This window comes from Leptolyngbya sp. ST-U4, from assembly GCF_039962215.1.
GTDB lineage: Bacteria > Cyanobacteriota > Cyanobacteriia > Elainellales > Elainellaceae > Leptolyngbya_A.
On record NZ_JAMPKZ010000002.1, the window covers coordinates 399,573 to 421,076 of the forward strand.

Genomic DNA, 21,504 nt, shown 5'->3' on the forward strand with positions numbered 1-21,504 from the left:
GGAGGGAGGTAGAAGATAGCAGGGGAGTAGGGATGGGGGCAAGCTTTGCTGTTTGTTCTGGAAATTTTGGGAGAACTGGGTTGCTGAACCTGCCCGTTTAAGCCTGAGGGAGGAGGAATTTAGAGAAATTAAGGGGATTGGTTGCCGAGCCATCGGAGCCATTGCACGATCGAGTTAAGGCCTTCGATGTAGTGAACTCCGGGAGCGCGGTGGCGAGCAAGGGATTCGATCGAGCGATGAGCAGCGTACTGCAAGCCTAGAAACGTATCGACGGGGGCGTAGGGTCCACCAAGGGTAATCACGCCTGCCGCGTACATTTTGGCGCGATCGTTCCGCATTTGCTGAATCTCGAAATCGTTGGCAACGTTCAGCCGTTTTTGCGGATTGAGATCCAAGTTGTAATGGGTGATCAAATCATTCAGCAGGGGGTGTTCTTTGGGATCGGAGATCAGTCCGGTACAGTCAATCACAAAGTCTGCTTCGATTTTGTCGATGCCGTCGTAGTCGCGGCTGCGGATGTAGGTCATCACTTTGCCGTCGGGACTGCGATCGACCTTATCCACTTGACCAAACTTGATCGTGTACCAGCCTTCCTGTAAGCCTTGCTTGATCGTGCGTCGCCAGGGTCCACGACTGGCAGTGGTGGTTCCGCCCCAGGCCGTTAGCAGTTCGCGTCGACGAAGGGGGTCGGCAGCTTCCAGCATCGATCGCATATCGCCACCCCAGGTTCCTTTGGGCCAGTTAAAGGGCTGAAACTCCCAGTGGTTTTCGACTTTGCGCTTTGCCCGTCCAAATTTGTTGCCCGAACGCGGCGATCGGCTCAGATGAACCACCGCAATGCGCGGATTCACTTTACGGGCTTTGGCAATGCGATCCATGATTTGCGACCCCACAATACCAAATCCGCGAATTACTAGCGTCCCGCCTTTACGTTCGAGCTGCTCAAACACATGATCGTGTGGCTCGTAGCCATGTACCACTGATTTTGTATCGCCTGTGCGTTCGCGGTATTCTTGCAGATCGTCTAGCAGTTTGATTGCCGGATAACCCGTGCAAAGATGCACATACTTTGCCAACAAAAAGCGATAGTCGGGTGCGCCGGGAGGTCGGGTAGCCGAGTAAGCGATCGCATAGCGTCCGTCTTCGGTTTTGCGAATGCTGCGAATACTGCCATAGCGCACCATCCGATCCCAGCCAATCCGCTCAGCTTCTCGATCCATTGATTTGAACACATTATCCGCGATCGGCGTATAGGTATCTGCCGCGACGGGTTCTGCAAACACCTGCCATAGATAGCCCAGTGCTGCACCTACTCGACCGGAGAAGGTATCGCGCCATGCCTCACGCAATGCGTATCCAGGGAAACCCCAGATATTATCTGGGCAAGAATCTGAACCCGATCGAATTCGCTTATAGCGGGGAATTTGGCAGTTATTCAGCAGGGTTGCGTAGCGTCCGTAGGGTTTTTTCTGAATGCTGAGAACGGCAATGCGATCGGGCTTCACGCCTGAAACTCGCAGCGTATCCACCCAAACAAACGATCCCATTCCACCACCGAGAGCTGCATAATCAATTTCCTCAACTGGATAACCCGTGGCGTGCAGCGCAGAAATCGAAACCCGATCGGCGGCAAACACGTCGGCGGGAGGAAACACATTGCGCGTCGTCACCGTAGGACGAGACGGAGTCACGTTCGATTCAACGCGAGATTCAATGCGATCGGTTTCTGGATTAAAGATAATGGTCGAGAGTCGCGCTGGGGCTGGGGGAACCGGAATGGAAGCTTCCTGCGGATTAATAATAATCGTAGACTGGGGGGCAGCAAGCGGTGGATTAATGACTTGAGTCGGAGCAGCAAGGCGAGCAAACGCGATGGTGATCAGATAAGCACCAATTTGCAGCCTGTCGCCCGGATAGAGCCGGAGCCGATCACGGGAGATAGACTGTCCATTCACGCTGGAGCCGTTGGTGCTGCGATCTTCATAGATGACCTGTCCTTCGACTTCGAACAGCAAGCCGTGATACCGCGAAACTTCGTGATCTGCGTTGAGCAGCAGTAGCGGAAAAACGGGCTGGTCGTCCAGCATTGCGGGCAAAAAGGGCTGGTCTCGTCCGATCGCGATCGGCAAGCGTGCAATTTGCTGCTGAGGCTCTGAAGTAACAGGATCATTCCAGGTTAGTTGGATTTCCATTGCGGTTCACCAAAAAAGGGGGCGATGAAACGGGGACTATTCTTGTTCAAAAATGAGCGTTGCACCGAGGATGGCACGTCCGCAGACTTCGCAAGTCAGCTTTTTGTAGTCCATCGGGAAAAAGTGGGACTCTCGGACATTGCTGCATCGCAGGGCATATCGTGATTGAGGCGGACGCGAGGGAGATGCGCTGACTTGAGCAAGCTCTACTTCGATCGTTTTGACATGCAGCAGCATCTTGCCCAGCTGAATATGACTGCCCGAATGAATCGGCAACTCCTGACCAATCACAGTCTGTCCGTCTACCAAAACCGGATTGGCGGCACTGGGGGGCTGACGATCGCGTGTTAAATTTCTTACGCAAAACTGATTGGAACGAGGATCAAAAAAGATTTCTGCATGAAGTCCAGAAACTGTTCTTTCGATCGCCGTATCAGGATGTTTCAAAACAACATCACATTTTGTTTCATCCCGACCAATCCGAATTGATCCCGGCTCCTTTGTGTTTTCAGTTGGCGACAGCGTTTGAGAAAGGTTCTGGCTTAAAACGCGCCACTCTAGGGTGAGGTGAGACATAAAACTAAAACCAGTGGAGGCTAAAGAGAATGGACGAACGACGACTCGAAAAAACGCTCAGAGTTTGCTGTTTTGTACCCGCCCGCTCAATTTCCCACCGTTGGAAAAGTTAAATCTAAATTTGTAGGACAAACTTTCCTCCAAACTGGAAGCTGAGATGAGAAATGTACTTTTTGATCAAGCAAAGAACCTGATCAAATCAAAACAACAAAATCGATCGTTTTAATCTTTTTGTTTCAAGACATTTACACTGCTCGGAAAAATATCTTGCCTGGAAAACATTGAGCTAGAATCGATCGAGTGCCAAAAAACAATTCAGGCAAATGCTTTCGATACAGTGCTTCAAGCAGAATGTTCCAAGCAAAGCATTTCAAACCAGGGCAGCAAGAAGTTTGCGGACAAGCAATTACTGAACTGCCTTGTTTCGATTAGGAAAATAGACTAATAATTGATAGTAAATATACCAATTACTAGACGAATTGATCTAAACGAAAAATGAAACTTTACTCTGGATCTGCTGTTTTTGCGAGGACGATCTATAACATTTTGTAAACCTTGCAAATCATCATAATCGCAGGAGCCCGGTAAGCCATTCCCCTAAAAGGAAATCTGCTTTACAGAAAACGGTAAGGGGGCTGACGGCTTTTCGAGCGAGAGAACGGGAGTGAATGTGCTTGATATCCTAAGTAACAATCCCCCCTGCTCCAATTCCGTAAGAAAGGCAGTCGATTTTATAATTTGAACAATTTTTTAAGCGATAGATAGAGCCAGAATCCGAACTGGCACTTGGATTAAAAGAAACAATTAAGAAAAACGATCGCCCTCAATTCTCCCTGATTTGGAAGCTACTGTTCTGTTGCGGGCAAGCTAAACAAGTTCAGAGAAAATGTTCATGATTGCTGTTACAAAACGCAAACTTCTAGGGATGAGTTGGGGGCGATCGATGATTAACGTGCAGTAGAGACATTTACTGTCCTTCGCCCTTTGCAATATCTAGAGTGAGCAATGCCTGTACTCATTGACTGACCACTAGACTACAAAACCCGGTGGGCAATGCCTTGGGTTATACAGCAAAGCTTAAAGAAGCTGCGATTGAATTTCACCTAATGAGCGTTAGTAATTTAATTGCAAGGACTTCATGATGCTGATGACTTGCGAGGGAATCGGGCAATAAGGAATCAAGGGCTACATCAACGTTGATTCTATGACGATAAGAATTCAACGAGGATTGCTTTTGGGTTTTTCCTTGTAACTGGTTTGATCCAGCTTTTGATCGATCGAATTGATCTATATCAGAGGGTGGATCAGGGTCGGCGATCGGAATCATTGAAATCAATGCTGATGTTGCAGCATGCTGGCTTGCTTCTTTGGTTTCAGTAGTTTCAGTTGCCTGAGCGATCGTCTCTTGCTGCTGCCACTGGGCAAAAATTATGTCTCGTCCGTCTTCAGGTTGGCGATACTGATAAACTCTCAACCCTCCTCGTCGCCCATCTTGCGCCACATCGCGCCCTACACAGGTTAATTTCAATCCCAGTTTGCCTAACAGCGCCTGGATAACCTCGATCGGTTTCATTTTGTTTGAAATCGTCAGGTTGAGAATGGTTTTGATGTCGTGACGGTATTGGTTAGCGCGTTCGTAAAGCTGCTGCACATCGGTATCGGTTGCGCGAACTCGGCGATCGGAATCAAGGAAATTTAGAATGCCTAAAACTCGCAGGGTTTCAACCTGGGCTGTGAGCAGTTTTACGTCCTGGAGTGCTACCTTGCCATTGCCGTGATCGAGGTGTTCCTGCAATTCCTTCAGGTCGCGCAACTGCACAAAGCTCAAATCGTGACTCAAGTAATAATGCAGTCGAAGCTGAGCGTACCATCCCTCGTCGTCTTTAATTTTTAGCTCTGGCGTTACTGGAATGGGATAGCGTCGCTGCAATTCATGTTTAGTTTGGGCATAGCGTTCGGCGATCGTCTTCGATCGCTGGTCTTTGAGGCGATTGTATTCTGTAAAAGTCAAATCGGCTGCCCTGGAGATTGCCTGTGCTTCTCTGAGCCGGCTCTGCTGCTGAATTGCTTTGATTTGTGCAAGGATTTCTGCAATGGTCTGTTTTGCGATCGCCTCATCATTTTGTTCTTGTAACGGTTCGCCTCCAGACAGTTTCAACACATTGCCTTGGGGGTCTTCCTGAATAATTTGTTCGATCGATTGGGTTTTAGATTTTTCAGTTTGTTGGGAATTAAACTGTTTGGAATCGAGTTGCTCGATGTCAGGCTGTTCGGTATCAAATTGCTCAGCATCAAGCGATCGAATGTCAGGTGGCAGGTTCAGGGAATCGTCACTGATTGTGGTAACTTTGTGTCCTTCCATGACCAAGCCATTGTGAAACTCGTTGCGATAGCTCCACAGTGATAAGTTGACCCGCGCTGCCATTTTTGCCCAGCTTCGCAATGTAATTGGATCAGTCTGGACATCAATATCAAAATCAACTTCTTTCAGTAGCGCAATGTTGTACTTTACCGCTTTCGTTGTGGAATGAATGACATCCTGATAGCTGCAACTGCCGTTACCGACTTTTCGAGGACCAAAGCGGGCTGCCCAAACCAATCGGGGAACTGGCTCCCGCACCCGTGCTAATGCTTGCCGTGATTCTGTGTCGGATGTAACGCCCTGAAAGATGCCGAAAACGGCTTGAAAGTGCCCTTTAATATCGATCGAAATTCCCGTTCCGATCGTTGGTGTTGCCAGCACAATATCGTAGGTGGAAATCACCTGATTCAGCCGCTTCAAAATTTCATAGGCAGGATGTAAAGGGTCGGCAACGCTCTCGGAGTCAATGCGAAGAATGCGCTTGTGTGGGTAGCAGGATTGCAAATAGGTTTCGAGGTTTTTAGAACTCCATTTGCCGCTGACCTTTTGGGAATCTACTGCAATATAAACTGCGCCCTTCTGGATAAACTCGCTCACCTGAGACAGCAGCGGAGCTGGATTTTTGGTGTCGTAAAACGAGACTGCCCATCCGGTTTCTGGCTTCCAGTCATTGACAACAATCCAGGGATCGATCGATTCATCAACCAATCCTTTCAAATAGTCAATGCTGACATCCGATAAATCGGCATCCTGAGCAATGATCAATCCTCCGCTGCTTAGCACAACCTGCACCAGCTCTCGCAGCGTCTCCAGGATTTTGATTCGATGTTGATAGCAAGTGCTGGAGTTGAGAACGTGCCATAACACCTGCTCCACCTCATCTAGAATGACGATCGCGCCTTTCCAACTCTGTGGGTTAAAGCGTGCCTGAGACGTTGGATGGAGTGAATCAATACAAAGTCCATATCCTGATAAATTTTGTAGATTTTGGATCTCCAATCCTTTGATTTCTTCGATCCAATCAATCCCAATATCTTTGCAAATCGCACGTCCGAGCTGAATTCGGTGGCTGATCACCAGCACTTTGCGTCCGGTGCTTGCTGCTTTTTGAATGAGCGGCTGGAGTGCAGTGGTCTTGCCTGTTCCCTTAGCACTTTTGATGCAGGCTAACCCCGAATCAGGATAGGGCAGATCGCTCACATAAGGAGTGTTCAGCGCGATCGCCGCAGGATAAGTCAGTGCCCAAAGTCTTGATGCCAGCCAGAACTGAAGCGGCAGCGCAACCTTATAGAGATCCTCAAAGGATTGCTGCCCGTGCGCGACGATAAAATCATCCACGCCTTTTTGTGAACCGGGCAGCGTGATCACCTGAACCGAGCATCCAGCAGCATCAAGCAGTGTGCCAAGCTTCGTGATTGCCAGGTTGATATTTTTAATGATCTTGGGCTTGGTTTCGTAGTCAAAGCAAATATAAATCGATCGATCGACCGTCGCAAAATAAGCCAGTTCGGGAATAAGCTGCTGAGTTTCTTTGCGATAGCCGCTGAAAATTCCTGGCAGGGCGATCGCTGCATATCCCTGCGTCAACAAGCAACCTGCCTTCTTTTCCCCTTCGGTGACGATAACGGGAATATTCCACTTCCAGACCCAGCACCAGAATCCGCAGGGGCGATCCGCAGGGGTGATCGGAGTGTTGTAGCGTTGAGCAACCTTATCCCAGATCGACTGCGGTACATCCAGCAGAACAAGGCGACTAGACCCAGCACCGAGCCGGGGACTGAGGTATTTTGCGGGTTTGCCTTTGGTGCGATCGAGCACAGGCGTTGCAGCATCGGGTTTGAAGCGTCCCCATGCCATGCGCTGCCAGGCGTTGAAAGGGTCAACTCCGCTCACCCACCAGCCGCGCAGATGCGATCGGGTTTTCTGTCCAAATCGGGTAATGTTCCAGTTCAGTCGCTCGGCGATCGGAAACAGGCTCTCTGCGTAGCCATTGACGGCAGTATCAATCAGCGTTTCGACATTAAGCGCAATAATGCCGGGGTCAACTCCGCTATCCAACCACTCTTGAACATGGTCTGCTGCGGTCTTGTGACTCCAACAACTTGTCTCAATCGATCGTAAATTTTGCAGGCTTTTAATGTTTGCCTGATTGCTTGCCTGATCGTTTACCTGATCATTTAACCCGATCACAGAATCATCCTAATTGCGATCGGATCGGTTATATCAGACTCAAAAATTATAGTTCGCCTTGAGATCGCCGCATTTGTAATCAACCTGATTACAAAACTATCTTCTTAAAAGGACTCAACGCCTTATTCTGTCGATCGTGTCCGCTGAGATCAGAGGGGGGGATCTAGAAAGTTGAGGGGCAGGGATCTAGAAAGTTTGGGTCAGGGATCTAGAAATTCTTGTAATCATTTTGGGGGTGTAGTTCTAGAGCCTTTTGTAATCACAGGCTTGGGGGCAAGGTTCTAGACGGCTTTGTAATCATACCGGGTTGGTGCAACCTGAAACCCTTGCAACATCAGGAAGAGCGGCTCAGGAACCGTTGTAATCAGCTTAGAGATAGAGTGGATTTTGCGGGAAATGGGAAAGGGTTCTGGGAAGTGTTGTAATCAGTTTGAGCTGGAATCGTGAAGAAGGGATGGGGATAGGCTCCTAGAAAAACTGTAATCACAAATTAGGAATCACAAATTAGGGTTAGGGTTCTAGAGCCGCATGTAATCAGGAAGCCGGGTAGACAACCTGACTATCTTTCTTCAAGTCTCAAAGATGGGCTTAAATTCTCAAAGACAGAACCATGACGAATCGCTCCCGCTCTAACCCCTTCTGATGATGTTAATTGCGATCGAACGACTGCTGATGAGACTGCTGAATTTGCAGGGAAGTGACTGCCGCCAGAATCAATCCGCTACCTAGAATTTGCAGAACGGTGAGCGTTTGACCCAGCAGGAGCCAGGCGAGAATTGCTGCTATTACGGGTTCCAGCGTTGCGGCGATCGTGCCCCGTTCCACCGAGACTTGCTGAATGCCCCAGCAAAGCAAACAAAACGGAATCAGCGTGCCCCCAATGCCCGTGAACACAATGCCGGGAAGATTGCTGGGCTGAAAGACTGCCTCTGGAACGCCCTGGCTGAACTGAACGCCTAGCCAGAACAAGCTGGAGATCAAAAAGCCGCGAAACATCACCCCGATCGCCCCGTAATCATGCACCATCGCTTCGCTAAACAGGGTGTATCCGGCAAAGAAAATCGCGCTGAGAACTGCCGCAATCAGCCCCAGTGTATCGAGCTTGAGTTCACCCGCACCTACACCCGACACCAGCGCAACCCCCAGCAGCGCAATCCCCGCCGCGATCAACATGGTGAGGTCGGGCAGTTTTTGCTTCCGAAGGGCACTGGTTAAAACCACGATCGCCGGAGCCGTGTACTGAATCACCAGCGCGATCGCCACCGAGAGCCGATCGATCGCCACATAATAGGTAAACGTCACCATTGCCAGTGAGATTCCTAAACCGATCGATCTCGTATCCCACTTCAGTTTTTGCCCTCTCCAGGTGAGGACTGCTAAACCAATCACCGCGATCGTTGCCCGCGCAGTCGCAAGCTGAACCGGAGTCACCCCCGATCGAAACAGATTGCTTGCCACAATTGCCGCCACTGACCAAAGAAAAGCTGCCAGTGCGATCGCCGCCAAGCCTAACCCACCCGATCGAGGGGTGGTAAGAGAGTTTGACAAAATCGTTGCCTCGTATCAGGAGAAGTTACTCTTCACCATAGAAGAAATCCGAGGCGAATACCTGCCGAAACCTGAGCGACTTAACCTAAGTGAGTTTACGAAATGCCAGCGCGATAAATGTATAGTCCCGGTTGTACCAGCTTACGGGTGGCTCTTGACAGGCAGGGAAGGCAGTTTCTTGAATCAGGCTGAGTCCGTGTGGTTGGGCGAGATCGATCGCCTCCTGAATCTCCTCTTTTGAAAAAATCTGCCAGGACAGCCCAAAGGGCTTGATCGCGGAATCAATCGGAATTTTAGTTTCCCAGTAGTCTGTGGTAACAAACAAGATGCCGTTGGGTTTGAGCAGCCGATCGGCTTCTGCAAAGAAAGCGTCTAAATTTACACCATGTTCAATCACGGAAATACTGGTCAGAACATCATAGGCGGCATCTGCAAAAGGTGTGTGCATCAGATCGCCCTCAAAAAGCTGATAGCGATCGGAGACTTGTGGCTCCTTGATGTGCAGATCAATTCCGTGCAAATTTGTGAACCCCAGTGCTGCTAAAAAGTTCAATGTGCAGCAGTCACCGCAGCCCATATCGAGAATGCTGATCTGGCGATCGAAGGGTTCAATAAGCTGAGCTAGCAAACCCTGATCCCAGTTTTTTTGCGGTGTCAGGTGGGTTGGTAAGCCTCGTTGCTGAAGCTTTTCCGTTACCGCTTGCACCGTTTGCCAATCAGATAAAACTTGAATCACTGCCGGTTTCCCTCACCCTACGACTGACCTAACTGATCCTGGTAATAGGATTGCAGCATCATCTCCAGCTCATCCTCTGAACAAATCTCGACCAAATCCCCAAATACTTCCAGCAGTTTCGCTGCCGTATCGCCCAGCGTCGGACTCATGCCCCACACATCCTGCACCCACTCGTCAGGCGGATCATCAGCAAAAATCAGACGCTCAAGGAGCTGTCGGGCTTCAGATTTAGAGATCGGCATAGGATTTGTCAATAAAACTTGCTAGCAGTAGAAAAATTGGTTTGTATGGATTCTACCGACTTCTCGATCGCCTCAATTACCCCCAAAGAGAGAACTCAGAGGGATGGATTGCTAGGTCGATCGCTAGCCTGCTTTTACAGGAAGTTATGTGAGAATTTTCTAACAAATGGGCAAGCAACGGCAGAAACTAGCCGATTTTCCAGGATCAACATTTTGAGAGATTCGCTAAGGTTGCACTAGTCTCTACTAGGAGGAAAGCAGGCTCATGAGCAACAGCGGACTAAACAATAAAGCTGGATTAATTACAGGCGCAAACAAGATAGGCGCAAATAGGGCAGGTTCAAACAAGACAGGCGCAAACAAGAGATTTAGTTCTGTTCTGGCTTCTTGCTGGGCTTCAGTCGTTTTGTCTGGCGTAACGCTCATTGCTTCAACCCCACTCTTGCTCCGACCTGGTTTCGCCCAGTCCGCCCAATCCTCAGTGCAGCTTGTTCCTGCCCAAACGCTGGCAAGCTACCCGGAGGGATCGTTTCTAGAGAGCATTGTGATCAATTCGTCTGGAACAATGTATATCTCTCGGCATGAAACGGGGGAAATCATTCAACGATCGCCCAACGGAACGCTTTCAACTTTGGCAGCCATTTCTAACGGAATGATTGTTGGATTAGCCCTGGATAGGGACGAAACGCTGTACGCCGTGGGAGGGCAAAAAGAACAGCCCCTGAAAACGGTTTATCGCATCGGTGCAGCCGGTTCAATGGAGCCGCTGATGACCATTCCTGACGCAAAATTTCTCAATGGTATGACGCTACTTCAGCCCGGAGTATTTCTGGTGGCAGATAGCACGGTTGGAGTCGTGTGGCGTGTGGATGTTGGAAGTCGGACTGCAACGGTTTGGTTGCAAGATGAATCGCTCAGCCCACAAACTCCCGATAGCCGCTTTCCCGGCGCGAATGGGATCAAGATTTTTGACGGTGCGGCTTACGTTTCTAACTCCGATCGCAGACATATTATGCGTGTGCCAATTCAGGCAGATGGAGCCGCCGGACAGCCCGAATTATTTGCATCAGATACGTTCGCTGATGATTTTGCCTTTGCCCCAGATGGCACCCTTTATCTTGCAACCCATCCGACAAACACAGTGGTTGCATTTTGCCGTGATGGAAGCCGTCGTGTGATTGCAGAGGCAGCACAGGGAGTCGTGGGCAGTACAGCCGTTGCGTTTGGTGTAGGAAGCGATCGTAACCACCTCTATGTCGTGAGCAATGGGGGTGTTTTCGCTCCCCTTAATGGAGAATTGCAGCCTGCAAAGCTGGTTCAGCTCACCCTAAGTGAATCGGTCTGTCGCTAGGGACGATCGGTTATCCCTAATTCGCCACAACCCCAGGACTGAACCGATCCCCAGAGGTTCACGATACTATGGTAGAAATAAAGCCGCGCTCAACTGCACGCTATGTCACCGATTAAAGCTGTTCAATCGACTTATTACGGAGGAGATTCCTTTTACCGGACTCCGCCGCCAGACCTCCCTTCCCTGCTGCTGAAGGAGCGGATTATCTATCTCGGCTTGCCGCTGGTGTCGTCTGATGATTTTAAGCGACAGATGGGCGTCGACGTGACCAAGCTGATCATTGCTCAGTTGCTCTATCTGCAATTTGACGATCCCGATAAGCCGATCTATTTCTACATTAACTCTACCGGAACTTCCTGGTACACCGGAGACGCGATCGGCTACGAAACCGAAGCATTTGCCATCTGCGACACGATGAGCTACATCAAGCCTCCGGTTCACACCATCTGCATTGGTCAGGCGATGGGAACTGCCGCCATGATTCTCTCTGCCGGAACAAAGGGCTTCCGCGCTAGCTTGCCTCACGCCACGATCGTCCTCAACCAGCCGCGTACAGGCGCACAGGGTCAGGCAACGGATATTCAAATTCGGGCAAAAGAAGTGCTGGTGAACAAAGCCGCGATGCTTGACATCCTGGCTCACAACACAGGTCAGACTTCAGAAAAGATCGCCAAAGACACCGATCGGATGTTCTATATGACTCCAGCAGAAGCGAAGGAATATGGACTGCTCGATCGAGTTCTGGAAAGCGTTAAAGACCTGCCGAAACCGATCCCTGCTCTGACCTAACTGGCAAACTTTATTGGCAAAGCTCTATGTCCGTTGATCCTATTTTGCGCGTTCCCTATAACATTCCGGGCAGTCCGAACTGGCAGTGGGTTAACATCTACACGCGCATGAGCCAGGAGCGGATCATTTTTCTGAATCAGCCGATTACGGACGGTTTAGCAAATTCGATCGTCTCGGCACTGCTCTACCTGGACTCCGACGACCAGAACAAGCCCATCTACCTCTATATCAACTCGCTGGGCGACCCGCTTGCCGCAGGCATGGCTTCGATCACGGCAGGCATGATTTCGGTGACGGCGGGGCTGGCAATCTACGACACGATGCAGCACATCAAATCGGAGATTATCACGATCTGTATGGGTCAGGCAGTCGGAATGTCTGCGCTCTTGCTGTCTTCGGGAACCAAGGGTAAACGCGCAAGCCTTCCCCACGCCTCGATCGCCCTGATGCCCACTCGCACCGGAACTCAAGGACAGGCAACCGATATTGAGGTCACTGCCAGAGAAGTGCTGGGCAAGCAGTCCCTGATTCTAGACATTCTCTCGAAGAACACCGGACAGCCCGTTGAGAAACTTGCTAAAGACACCGATCGCATCTTCTATATGACGCCTCATGAGGCAAAAGAATACGGACTGATCGATCGCGTTGCCGAAAGCAATAAAATTGCTCAACCCCAAGCTGCCCTGGTGTAACCCACTCACCCATCCACACCCCTACCACACATCCCCTATGCCCATTGGAATTCCCAGCGTCCCCTATCGCCTCCCCGGAAGCTCCTACGAGCAGTGGATCAGCATTTACGAACGGCTGTTCCGGGAGCGGATTATCTTCCTAGCTGAAGAAGTCGATGATGCCATTGCGAATGCGATCGTCGCCTATATGCTCTATCTCGACTCCGAAGACCAGAGTAAGCCAATTTATCTCTATATCAACTCGCCCGGTGGTTCTGTCACCGCAGGCATGGCAATCTACGACACGATGCAGCACATCAAGTCGGAAGTCGTTACTATCTGCGTTGGTCTGGCTGCTTCGATGGGGGCATTTCTCTTGACTGCAGGCAACAAAGGCAAACGGCTCGCCCTGCCCCACGCTCGCATCATGATTCACCAGCCTCTCGGCGGCACGGGGCGCAGGCAGGCAACTGATATCGACATCGAAGCTAGAGAAATCCTGCGAACCCGGACTCGTCTGAATGCGCTGATGGCGTATCACACAGGCAAACCCGTTGAGCAAATTGAGCGGGATACCGATCGCGATAATTTTATGTCGGCTCAAGAAGCGAAAGAGTACGGGCTGATCGATCAGGTGATTGAAAGCCAGGCACTTGTTCGATAAGGGATTGTTGGATTCGTCTCAGAAGTCTTACATTGTCCCCTGAATCCCCCAATTTTGGGGGACTTTGAGTTTTTAAAGAGAATTACGTTCTGCTTAGTTCTACTTTGAGGGGGGCTTTTGTAACCACAGGTCATTGGCATTATCCAATTGCCTGGTGAACTGCCTTCTAATTTGCGATTTTGGTACCTGCGATTTTGGGAAAACCGATCGTTCAAAGCTTCCTGGGGCGGTAGGTTTAGGGGTTAAGATCAACCTTCTTTAGCGATTCGATCGATTTTTTGAAAGAAATAAAAAGCGGGATTTCACTATCAAGGTCTATCTATTTCCCGCAGTCAGTGGCAGAATCGAAGTAACTCTGCCTTTTTTGTATCGTTGTTCCCAATGGAATTGGCTGATTGCTATCGCGTACTGGGCTTGAGGAAGGGTGCTTCTCACGACGAAATTAAATCGTCTTATCGTCGTTTGGCAAGACAGTATCACCCAGATGCTAATCCGAGCGATCTAATCTTTGCGAAAGAAAAATTTATTCAGCTGACCAATGCCTACCGATTGCTGATTAATGCCGTTCCCCCAGGTCAGTCTGATACGCCCACCGTTGACTTGAAGCGAGGGCGCGAGCATGCCCAGAGTGGAACGGCTTTCAGGCGGCAAACTCGATCTGGGGCTCAATCATCCACTGCCAAACCATCGGGTCGAACCTCTGCTAAACCCACTGCCCACCCCGATCGCCCTACAGCAAACAATCTTTCTGAGCCTGCCGCCGAAAACTCTGCCCCACCTTCACCGCTGCAGAATGACCCCAATTTATCCGTTGTCGATCGCAAGCTGAAGGAACGAATCTACGAGCAGCTTCAGCAGCTTTTGCGCGATCAGCGGTTTGCAATGGCAGTGACGGTGATCGAAGGTTTGGCGCAGCGATTGCCTAACGACGTGGAAGTTCGGCAGTGGCAGGCAATTACCTATCAGCGGTTTGGACGATACCTGATCAATGACAAGCAGCCCGACAAAGCCCGGATTTACCTGCAAAAGGCACTCCGCACCGATCCTCAGAATCGATCGCTCTGGTATGAGGTCGATCGGGAAATGCGCCGAATAGACCAGATTGAAGTGCTTTGATCCCCCGAATTCTATCGCCCGAATTCTTAAGCCGATCGCTTCGACTTTTGCTCAAACACCAATCCGCTATAAAGCTGAAAGGCAGTATCCCAGGCAGTCGGGGCTTGGCGAAATAGATCGATGTGGGAAGGCAGTCGCACCATTGCCAGAGACTCGATCGCACTTTCACCAAAGGCAGGAAAGTCAGACCAGACCGGGACATTCCCCAGAGCAGCCTCGATCGATCGCACAAGCTGATTCCACTTCAGGCGATTGCTCGTCAGGGGGGTCGATCGAACTGCGTCAAACGGGGCAGCTTCTTGACCCTGCTCAAATTGATAGCTCCAGTCGCCAAAGCGCAAAATGCTATTTCGGTGCGGCAGATGCAGATCAAGCACCTGAGCGTAGTCCTGCGTTTGTTCTTTTCGGACGAGCTGATTGTGGATGTTTTTATCCACGACCTGTTCAAAAATCGGCAGTCTACCCTCGACTCGACCCGCAACTTCTGACCAGTTAAACCGCAAAGCCCCTTTCTGGTTCGTCTCACTCTGGCAAATTACCGTTGCCTGCTGCGAAGTAGATTGAAGCGACTCGACTCGAAATACGCGAATTCTTTGAATGGCAGTCAGCGGAAGCCAAAATACGGGAATTTCGGCGGCAACGAGCTGTTGACCCCATTCTTCTAACTGGTCGATCACCCCCAGCCGATAAAGCCGCCAGCCGCGACTGGGCAACAGTAAACGTGCCGCATAAGTATCCAGCCGCATAATGCGGGCAAAGTTTTGGGCAGCGGTTTGTCGTGCCTCTGGGGAAATGGCTTCTAGCACCAGTGCTCCGTTCACTGGATTCGCTAAATCAGCTTTTGCTTCTGCGATCGTCGGATGAGACGGAGTCTGATGAGCCTCGGCTTCTAAACGGTGTAAGCCCTGCCGCGCCTGAAGCGCAATTTTGGGATGGGTAGTGTCTCGCAGCAGTGTACGATAAATCTGCTCTGCCGAGGCAAACTGACCGCTCACTTCCTGAAGCCGCGCTACATAAAGCTTCACCCAGGGGTGATCGGGAGACTGCTGTTGCAGTTGCTTCACCAAACGGGCAGCCGTTTCATAATCCTGACGGGCAAAGGCAGCAGCCACCTGATCGAGCATGAGCAATAATCCCTTTAGATCTAATGGGAAAATCCCTTCTTTAGCAGTGTAGCGGACGTATTAGGGCTACGGGGCATTCACAAGTCGATCGTGCTAACGTTCCAGGTTTTGCAGTCAATCCCTCATTCATAATGAGCTTTAAAGCCTAAAAGAGAGCTAGATTCCGTCCAGAATTGACTCGTCAAGGGAGCGGTTTGGGTGATCATCCTTCTCTAAATCTCTTACAACCAACTCGTTTGCTTCTATCACAGCCCCCACCAGCGATAAAGCCACGATCGGCGCGGTGACTGCCCGCAGAATTCGTGCCCCCAGCGACACGGGCTGATACCCTGCCCCGACCGCCTCCTGCACTTCAGCTTCAGTCCATCCGCCTTCGGGACCGATCGCCAGCGTCACAGCCGGGAGCGGATTGAGTTGATTGATTAGTTGAGATTCCAGGTAGGAGAGCAAATGAGGACGGTTGCTTTGCAGTTCCCCAGAGGGGGAATCGCCTCGCGGTTCGCAGAGGTAGCAGCCTGCCTTCTGCCACTGTTGTAAAGCTTCTTGCCAGCGATGGGGCGGCAAAATGGCGGGAACGATCTGTCGTTCAGACTGTTCGGCGGCTTCCTGGGCAATGCGCTGCCAGCGATCGAGCTTTTGCGGACTGGGATTGAGCAGGCTACGAGCACTCAGGATCGGAACAATCTGGCTTACGCCCAGTTCAGTCGTTTGGCGAACAATGTCATCCATTCCAGTTTTGGGCAAGGCAATCAGCAGCGTTACAGCGATCGGCAGCTCGGTTTGTACTGAAATTGGCTCCAGCAAATCGGCTTCTGAACCCGCTCCTCGTAGAGCCGCAAGCCACCCATGACCTGCCCCATCCATTGCAATAAAACGATCGCCAGCCTGCAAGCGGAGCACCCGCCCCAAATAATGCTGCTGACGATCGGTTAATAGAATTCGATTGGCTTCAATCTGACTTGGAGAAACAGCAAGACGCTGAAGCTGAGTCATGTAGGGAATACAAATAGACGCGATGAGTTAGGGTGGCAGAAATGGAATTTGGCTTGGTTATTGGTCATGAGCCGTTTGAACAGGCGGTAACTCGTGGCGAGTAACCGATAATAATTCTATCTGCCGTCTAATCTTATCGAATTGACTGGAAAATGGACGTTCTTTCCCAGTAATCAACGACCATTCCCACGTTACTAAACACAGTTTTTCCTGGCAATTTAGTAACTATCGTCTCCGGCAATGCGATCGCCAGATTGAGATTCAGTGCTTTGAGCAAGAGCCGCGATTCGGATTGCTTGCCACTGTTGAAACAAGTCCTGATTCCATTCGCTGTTACGGTAGCGATCGATCGCCTGTTCGAGTTCCTGAAGGGTTTGTGGAATGGAAACCGAACGAATTGAATCAAGCATCGGTCAACCTCCTGAATTGGATTGCTTACTGTTCTAAGGCAGAACGGTTTGGATGCCCCTATTATGACTCCGATTTTATGAAAGGTATTTGATGATACAAAACTATTTTCGGTTATTTGTATGAAATTTTAATCAAGGTTGGGCGATCGTCCGTAGATTCAATGAGGGATAAAGGCGGAATTCTCAGTGAAAATACGAATAGAGAGACTGAACCTGCACTTTACTTGCCCTGGTTCTTGTTCTGATCAGAGCCTGTTTTGTTGGAGCCTGTTAGAGAAGCGACAAATCTCCTACGGTGCCTCCTAAAGCATTGCCCCCTAAAGCCCCCATCAGAAACCGTGGATACGCCAGCCTGGAGAGCAGGGAGACAGGTTGGGCAACGATCGCTACTCCTCAAACCTTTTCTGAGGATTAACTTCTTGGGATGAACTGCCTAGAGCGAACTGCCTTGAATTGGCAGAGTAAACCAAAACTGTGATCCGGTTCCCGGACAGCTGGTTACGCCCATTTTTCCTTGATGTGCCTGGATGATTTGCTGACAAAAGGGTAGTCCCAAACTTAGCCCGATCCGCTTGCGCTCGTCGCAGCGACCCAGCCGCAGGTCAAACAGTCGATTGCCCTGGTCTAAGGGAATTCCCTTGCCGTTGTCGGTCACGGTGCAGAGCAGGTGTCCGGCTTCGATGCCCGCCTGAATGACCACTTTGATTCCGGGCGGATTGTGTTTTGCAGCGTTGGTGACAAGCTGATGCAGGACGCGCCGCATCTTATCGCGATCGATTTTCACAGCAGGCAGATCGGAGGGAATGTGTTGGCACAGCGTTACCTGATTTTGCAGCAGGATGGGTTCGCTTTCTTCGATAACCGATCGCACCAGATCCGCTAGATCGACCTGCTCCCAGTGCAGCACCACGTCCTGCGTCTGGTTCTGGTAGACCTCCAGCAGCATATTCAGCTTGCTTAACTGCACCTCACCCGACTGAATCATGCGCTCTAACAGCGATCGGCTCACTGAAATGGCATCTCCGGGCTGTTTTTGCAGCGTTTGCAGCACCATCAGTGTTCCCATCACGGTGGTTCGCAGGTCGTGCGATACAGCGTGAATCAGCACATCGCGTAACTGGTTGAGCTGCTCCAGTTCTGCCATGTTGTCCTGAAGCTGAAGCGTTCTTTCCGTGACTTGCTGCTCCAGGGTGGCGTTGAGCGACTGCACCTGTTCATAAAGCTGGGACTGCTGAATCGCGATCGTGACCTGCGTTCCAAGCTGTTCGATCAAATCAATTTCGGTCTGCTCCCAGTGGCGCGGAAAACTGCACTGATTCACAATCAAAATGCCAAACAGACAGGGTTGATTTTGAGCCACAGACTTATTCGGGGGAATCTGCCCTGGAGAAGACTGAGGGCAAACGCTAGACTGTGCATCTACAAACAGCGGCACGGCAATTCCAGCTTTCACCCGATAGCGATCGTGATAGCTCTGAATAAACGGAGAGGCGTTAATCGATCGGGTATCATCTATCACGCTGATCGGGCATCGTTCAAACAGGTCTTGCAGTTCGGCATAAGTGCTTGGTGCAGTCGTCCATTGCTCTGCGGATGCCCAGCCAGGGATAACTGATTCGGCAACTACTCGTCCGCCGCCATCGGAGTCAAACCGACAAATAAAGACGCGATCGGCTTGAAGAAACTGCCGCACTTCCTGCACGGTGGTATTGAGAATGGTGCTTAAATCCAGCGATCGACGAATTCGGAGGGCCATTTCGCCAATCAATCGATTTCGTTCTGCGGTGAGCTGCAACTGTGCCTCTGTCTGTCGCCGCTCTGCCATTGCTGCCGCCAGAATCAGGGCAGTAATTGTGACGACGCCCATAAACGCCTGAAGCAGCAATACCACCTGACTCGAATCCTGTGCCTTGGTCACAAACGGACCCAACCCGGACACCGTGCCCCCGATTGCAATCGCAGACAGCAGCAAACTGGCAATGATAGTGTAGGTCTGCCCCAGCCGCAATGCTGCCCAGACCACGAGCGGAAACGGCGCGTATTCCAGAGGATATTGAGCAATCGCCTCGGTCGGACGGGAATAAAACACAAAGGCACTGATCAAAATCAGCAGCCCTGCCCAGATACTTTGCTCTAGCGCAGACTCCGCCGCAAAAAACTTCTGAATTCGATCGGTTGCTCTGCGAAGGTCATTCCTCTGAAGCGGCTCTGCGGAAAGACTGTGAAGCGGCGGTCTTGCGGTAAGGCAGTGCGCGACGTTTAGCAATAGCGGTGTAAAGACCAAAATGCCCATTCCATCCCCCAGCCAAACCGTCCACCAGTTGCGGCTAACCTGGCTCCAGTCAAGATAACCCACACTGTAAGCCATCAAGGAGCCGATCGTCGCATTAACCAGCGGTGGAATCAGAACGCCCTGCGCCACAAAATGGAGTGCATCTCGCGATCGATCAAGGGTTAAGCTCACCCTAAAGCGACGCAGCAGGTAAACGCCGACCAGAGCTTCCAGGGTGCTTCCAGCAATCGACCCCAGCGACAGCAGCCAGGGAGCCGACAGCGAGTAATTCAGCAGCAAAGCACCTAGCGCAACCCCAAGCCAAACTCGTTCGCCAAACCACAGCAGTGCGGCTAGGGCAATTCCAGCTGGAATCCAAAGCGGTGAGGCATCGACTTGCAGATTTAAAAGTCCAAGGCAGAGTTGAGCCGTCCAGCAATAAAGCAGGGCGATCGACCCAATCACTAGCCAAAAATTCCATCTCAACAAGTGATAAAAACGATGGGAAGAGCTTGCCGTAATATCTACCACCTCAAACGCATCCATTGCTGATGGGCAGGTTTGCATCTGTTTCTGCTAACGCTGATCGTGCCGCTGGAATGATGCTAATGATGCTTCAGTGAGTGCTCAAATTTCTGAAGTTCTGCATCTTTGCCTAGCGTGGCTCACCTGCCCTGATTCCTACTTCCCCCAGGCGGATGAACTGATTGGATTTGCCTTCTGTATAAAGACCAGGTGAAGATTAGTGTCGAATTCTGTCACCAAGAATGGTAGATTTAGCGGAGTATCCGTAAGCAGATCAACTCAGCATGAAAGTCCTAGTTATTGGTGGCGATGGCTATTGCGGTTGGGCAACCGCGCTCTATCTGTCAAATCGCGGCTACGAAGTCGCTATCCTCGACAACTTGATTCGTCGGCATTGGGACAATGAGCTTTGCATCGAAACCCTGACCCCGATCGCCTCCATCCAACAACGTATTCAACGCTGGAAAGACCTCACAGGCAAAACGATCGATCTCTTCATTGGCGACATCAACAACTACGAGTTTCTCAAGAACGCCATGCTGCGGTTTGAGCCAGACTCGGTCGTTCACTTTGGCGAACAGCGGTCGGCTCCTTTCTCAATGATCGATCGCGAACACGCCGTGTTGACTCAGGTGAATAACGTTGTCGGCACGCTGAATCTGCTCTACGTGATGCACGACCATTTCCCCGACTGCCACCTGGTGAAACTGGGCACAATGGGCGAATACGGAACCCCCAATATTGATATCGAGGAAGGCTACATCACGATCGAGCACAACGGTCGCAAAGATACCCTGCCTTATCCGAAGCAGCCCGGCTCGTTCTACCACCTCAGCAAGGTTCACGATTCGCACAATATCCATTTTGCCTGCCGGATTTGGGGTCTGCGTGCGACTGACCTGAACCAGGGGGTGGTCTACGGTGTGCTGACCGACGAAACGGGCATGGACGAAATGCTGATCAACCGCCTCGACTATGACGGCGTATTTGGAACGGCACTGAACCGCTTCTGCATTCAGGCGGCGATCGGACATCCGCTCACGGTCTACGGCAAGGGCGGACAGACACGCGGCTTCCTGGATATTCGCGATACCGTGCGCTGTATTGAATTGGCGGTGAACAATCCTGCCGATCGCGGTGAGTTTCGCGTGTTCAACCAGTTCACAGAACTCTTTAGCGTTGGCGATCTGGCAAACATGGTGCAAAAGGCCGGAACCTCAGTGGGCTTGAAGGTCGAAATCAACCACCTGGAAAACCCCAGAGTCGAAAAAGAAGAACACTACTTCAACGCCAAAAATACCAACCTGCTGGATCTGGGCTTGCAGCCGCACTTCCTTTCCGATTCGTTGCTCGATTCACTGCTTAACTTCAGCATCAAGTACAAGCAGCGTGTAGACGAAAATCAAATCCTGCCCAAGGTGAAGTGGAAAGGCTAACCGCATGGGTTTGCGAGTTTGGGTACTGCTGCTGTTTGCGGTACTGCCCGGTGTATTCTTTGCTGGTATAAGTGCCTATTGGCTGTTTCCCGACTGGGCACAGCTTCAGGTAAGCCAAAAACGCTATGCCGAACTTGCAAATCGCCCTGCTGTGACTGCAACAGATCTCATGATTGCCGAGGCCGCCGAAAACCGACACCGCATCAACTGCTTTGCTGAGGGCGTTGGAGTGTTGTTAGGCAGTACAATTTTGGCGATCGGCATTCACGGAATTTGTACCTTGCCCGATCGATCGCGATAAATTTCT

General features: G+C 50.8%; 18 protein-coding genes. 7 read left to right on the top strand and 11 right to left on the bottom strand.

Annotated features, from left to right (window positions below; translation table 11 throughout):
* Positions 1-128 precede the first annotated feature (128 nt).
* From NDA02_RS07225 to NDA02_RS07255, 7 genes are all read right to left on the bottom strand, one after another.
* Positions 129-2,192: an FHA domain-containing protein gene (locus tag NDA02_RS07225; RefSeq protein WP_190792921.1), complete on the bottom strand. Its 2,064-nt coding sequence runs from the start codon at positions 2,190-2,192 to the stop codon at positions 129-131.
* Between the two features lie 36 nt (positions 2,193-2,228).
* A complete protein-coding gene (locus NDA02_RS07230; RefSeq protein WP_190792922.1) occupies positions 2,229-2,768 on the bottom strand; it encodes an FHA domain-containing protein in 540 nt (179 codons plus the stop codon).
* 1,099 nt (positions 2,769-3,867) lie between these two features.
* Positions 3,868-7,320 carry a plasmid replication protein, CyRepA1 family gene (locus NDA02_RS07235; protein WP_348254712.1) on the bottom strand — a complete coding sequence of 1,151 codons (3,453 nt, stop codon included), beginning with the start codon at positions 7,318-7,320 and terminating at the stop codon, positions 3,868-3,870.
* A 648-nt stretch (positions 7,321-7,968) separates the two neighbouring features.
* A complete protein-coding gene (locus tag NDA02_RS07240) occupies positions 7,969-8,868 on the bottom strand; it encodes an EamA family transporter (RefSeq protein WP_199296662.1) in 900 nt (299 codons plus the stop codon).
* 85 nt (positions 8,869-8,953) lie between these two features.
* Positions 8,954-9,604: a class I SAM-dependent methyltransferase gene (locus tag NDA02_RS07245; RefSeq protein ID WP_190792923.1), complete on the bottom strand. Its 651-nt coding sequence runs from the start codon at positions 9,602-9,604 to the stop codon at positions 8,954-8,956.
* 17 nt (positions 9,605-9,621) lie between these two features.
* Positions 9,622-9,846 (bottom strand): hypothetical protein, encoded by a 225-nt coding sequence (locus NDA02_RS07250; protein WP_190792924.1) that lies wholly within the window; start codon positions 9,844-9,846, stop codon positions 9,622-9,624.
* 246 nt (positions 9,847-10,092) lie between these two features.
* Positions 10,093-10,272: a hypothetical protein gene (locus NDA02_RS07255; RefSeq protein ID WP_190792925.1), complete on the bottom strand. Its 180-nt coding sequence runs from the start codon at positions 10,270-10,272 to the stop codon at positions 10,093-10,095.
* A gap of 16 nt (positions 10,273-10,288) precedes the next feature.
* Between NDA02_RS07255 and NDA02_RS07260 the strand changes: the two genes are divergently transcribed.
* The 5 genes from NDA02_RS07260 to NDA02_RS07280 all read left to right on the top strand — a co-directional run bounded on the left by NDA02_RS07260 (position 10,289) and on the right by NDA02_RS07280 (position 14,437).
* Positions 10,289-11,197 (top strand): gluconolactonase, encoded by a 909-nt coding sequence (locus tag NDA02_RS07260; RefSeq protein ID WP_190792926.1) that lies wholly within the window; start codon positions 10,289-10,291, stop codon positions 11,195-11,197.
* Positions 11,198-11,299: 102 nt separating this feature from the next.
* A complete protein-coding gene (locus NDA02_RS07265; protein ID WP_190792927.1) occupies positions 11,300-11,986 on the top strand; it encodes an ATP-dependent Clp protease proteolytic subunit in 687 nt (228 codons plus the stop codon).
* A 26-nt stretch (positions 11,987-12,012) separates the two neighbouring features.
* On the top strand, positions 12,013-12,678 hold the full coding sequence (locus NDA02_RS07270; protein ID WP_348246154.1) for an ATP-dependent Clp protease proteolytic subunit: 666 nt from the start codon (positions 12,013-12,015) through the stop codon (positions 12,676-12,678).
* 37 nt (positions 12,679-12,715) lie between these two features.
* Positions 12,716-13,321 carry an ATP-dependent Clp protease proteolytic subunit gene (locus tag NDA02_RS07275; RefSeq protein WP_190792929.1) on the top strand — a complete coding sequence of 202 codons (606 nt, stop codon included), beginning with the start codon at positions 12,716-12,718 and terminating at the stop codon, positions 13,319-13,321.
* Between the two features lie 381 nt (positions 13,322-13,702).
* Positions 13,703-14,437: a J domain-containing protein gene (locus NDA02_RS07280; protein WP_190792930.1), complete on the top strand. Its 735-nt coding sequence runs from the start codon at positions 13,703-13,705 to the stop codon at positions 14,435-14,437.
* Between the two features lie 26 nt (positions 14,438-14,463).
* On the opposite strand, the gene NDA02_RS07285 is transcribed toward NDA02_RS07280, so the two are convergent.
* The 4 genes from NDA02_RS07285 to NDA02_RS07300 form a co-directional block, all read right to left on the bottom strand.
* Positions 14,464-15,561, bottom strand: coding sequence for a tetratricopeptide repeat protein (locus NDA02_RS07285; RefSeq protein ID WP_190792931.1), 1,098 nt, complete (start codon positions 15,559-15,561; stop codon positions 14,464-14,466).
* Between the two features lie 156 nt (positions 15,562-15,717).
* A complete protein-coding gene (locus NDA02_RS07290; RefSeq protein WP_190792932.1) occupies positions 15,718-16,554 on the bottom strand; it encodes a 16S rRNA (uracil(1498)-N(3))-methyltransferase in 837 nt (278 codons plus the stop codon).
* A 218-nt stretch (positions 16,555-16,772) separates the two neighbouring features.
* Positions 16,773-16,964 (bottom strand): hypothetical protein, encoded by a 192-nt coding sequence (locus NDA02_RS07295; protein WP_190792933.1) that lies wholly within the window; start codon positions 16,962-16,964, stop codon positions 16,773-16,775.
* A gap of 433 nt (positions 16,965-17,397) precedes the next feature.
* Entirely contained in the window at positions 17,398-19,803 is a 2,406-nt protein-coding gene (locus NDA02_RS07300) for an MASE1 domain-containing protein (protein ID WP_190792934.1), read from the bottom strand.
* A 242-nt stretch (positions 19,804-20,045) separates the two neighbouring features.
* Here NDA02_RS07300 and NDA02_RS07305 point away from each other — a divergent pair, with 242 nt between their 5' ends.
* Positions 20,046-21,197 carry an NAD-dependent epimerase/dehydratase family protein gene (locus NDA02_RS07305; RefSeq protein WP_190792935.1) on the top strand — a complete coding sequence of 384 codons (1,152 nt, stop codon included), beginning with the start codon at positions 20,046-20,048 and terminating at the stop codon, positions 21,195-21,197.
* Between the two features lie 4 nt (positions 21,198-21,201).
* Positions 21,202-21,498, top strand: a complete 297-nt coding sequence (locus tag NDA02_RS07310) for a hypothetical protein (RefSeq protein ID WP_190792936.1) — start codon at positions 21,202-21,204, stop codon at positions 21,496-21,498.
* Positions 21,499-21,504: the final 6 nt, after the last annotated feature.

Bases quoted from the DNA above. Each gene is read 5' to 3' on its own strand.
- NDA02_RS07280 (WP_190792930.1), top strand. From the start codon at position 13,703: ATGGAATTGGCTGATTGCTATCGCGTACTGGGCTTGAGGAAGGGTGCT.
- NDA02_RS07225 (WP_190792921.1), bottom strand. From the start codon at position 2,192: ATGGAAATCCAACTAACCTGGAATGATCCTGTTACTTCAGAGCCTCAG.
- NDA02_RS07270 (WP_348246154.1), top strand. From the start codon at position 12,013: ATGTCCGTTGATCCTATTTTGCGCGTTCCCTATAACATTCCGGGCAGT.
- NDA02_RS07265 (WP_190792927.1), top strand. From the start codon at position 11,300: ATGTCACCGATTAAAGCTGTTCAATCGACTTATTACGGAGGAGATTCC.
- NDA02_RS07275 (WP_190792929.1), top strand. From the start codon at position 12,716: ATGCCCATTGGAATTCCCAGCGTCCCCTATCGCCTCCCCGGAAGCTCC.
- NDA02_RS07230 (WP_190792922.1), bottom strand. From the start codon at position 2,768: ATGTCTCACCTCACCCTAGAGTGGCGCGTTTTAAGCCAGAACCTTTCT.
- NDA02_RS07285 (WP_190792931.1), bottom strand. From the start codon at position 15,561: ATGCTCGATCAGGTGGCTGCTGCCTTTGCCCGTCAGGATTATGAAACG.
- NDA02_RS07295 (WP_190792933.1), bottom strand. From the start codon at position 16,964: ATGCTTGATTCAATTCGTTCGGTTTCCATTCCACAAACCCTTCAGGAA.
- NDA02_RS07255 (WP_190792925.1), bottom strand. From the start codon at position 10,272: ATGAGCGTTACGCCAGACAAAACGACTGAAGCCCAGCAAGAAGCCAGA.
- NDA02_RS07305 (WP_190792935.1), top strand. From the start codon at position 20,046: ATGAAAGTCCTAGTTATTGGTGGCGATGGCTATTGCGGTTGGGCAACC.
- NDA02_RS07310 (WP_190792936.1), top strand. From the start codon at position 21,202: ATGGGTTTGCGAGTTTGGGTACTGCTGCTGTTTGCGGTACTGCCCGGT.
- NDA02_RS07300 (WP_190792934.1), bottom strand. From the start codon at position 19,803: ATGCAAACCTGCCCATCAGCAATGGATGCGTTTGAGGTGGTAGATATT.
- NDA02_RS07250 (WP_190792924.1), bottom strand. From the start codon at position 9,846: ATGCCGATCTCTAAATCTGAAGCCCGACAGCTCCTTGAGCGTCTGATT.
- NDA02_RS07290 (WP_190792932.1), bottom strand. From the start codon at position 16,554: ATGACTCAGCTTCAGCGTCTTGCTGTTTCTCCAAGTCAGATTGAAGCC.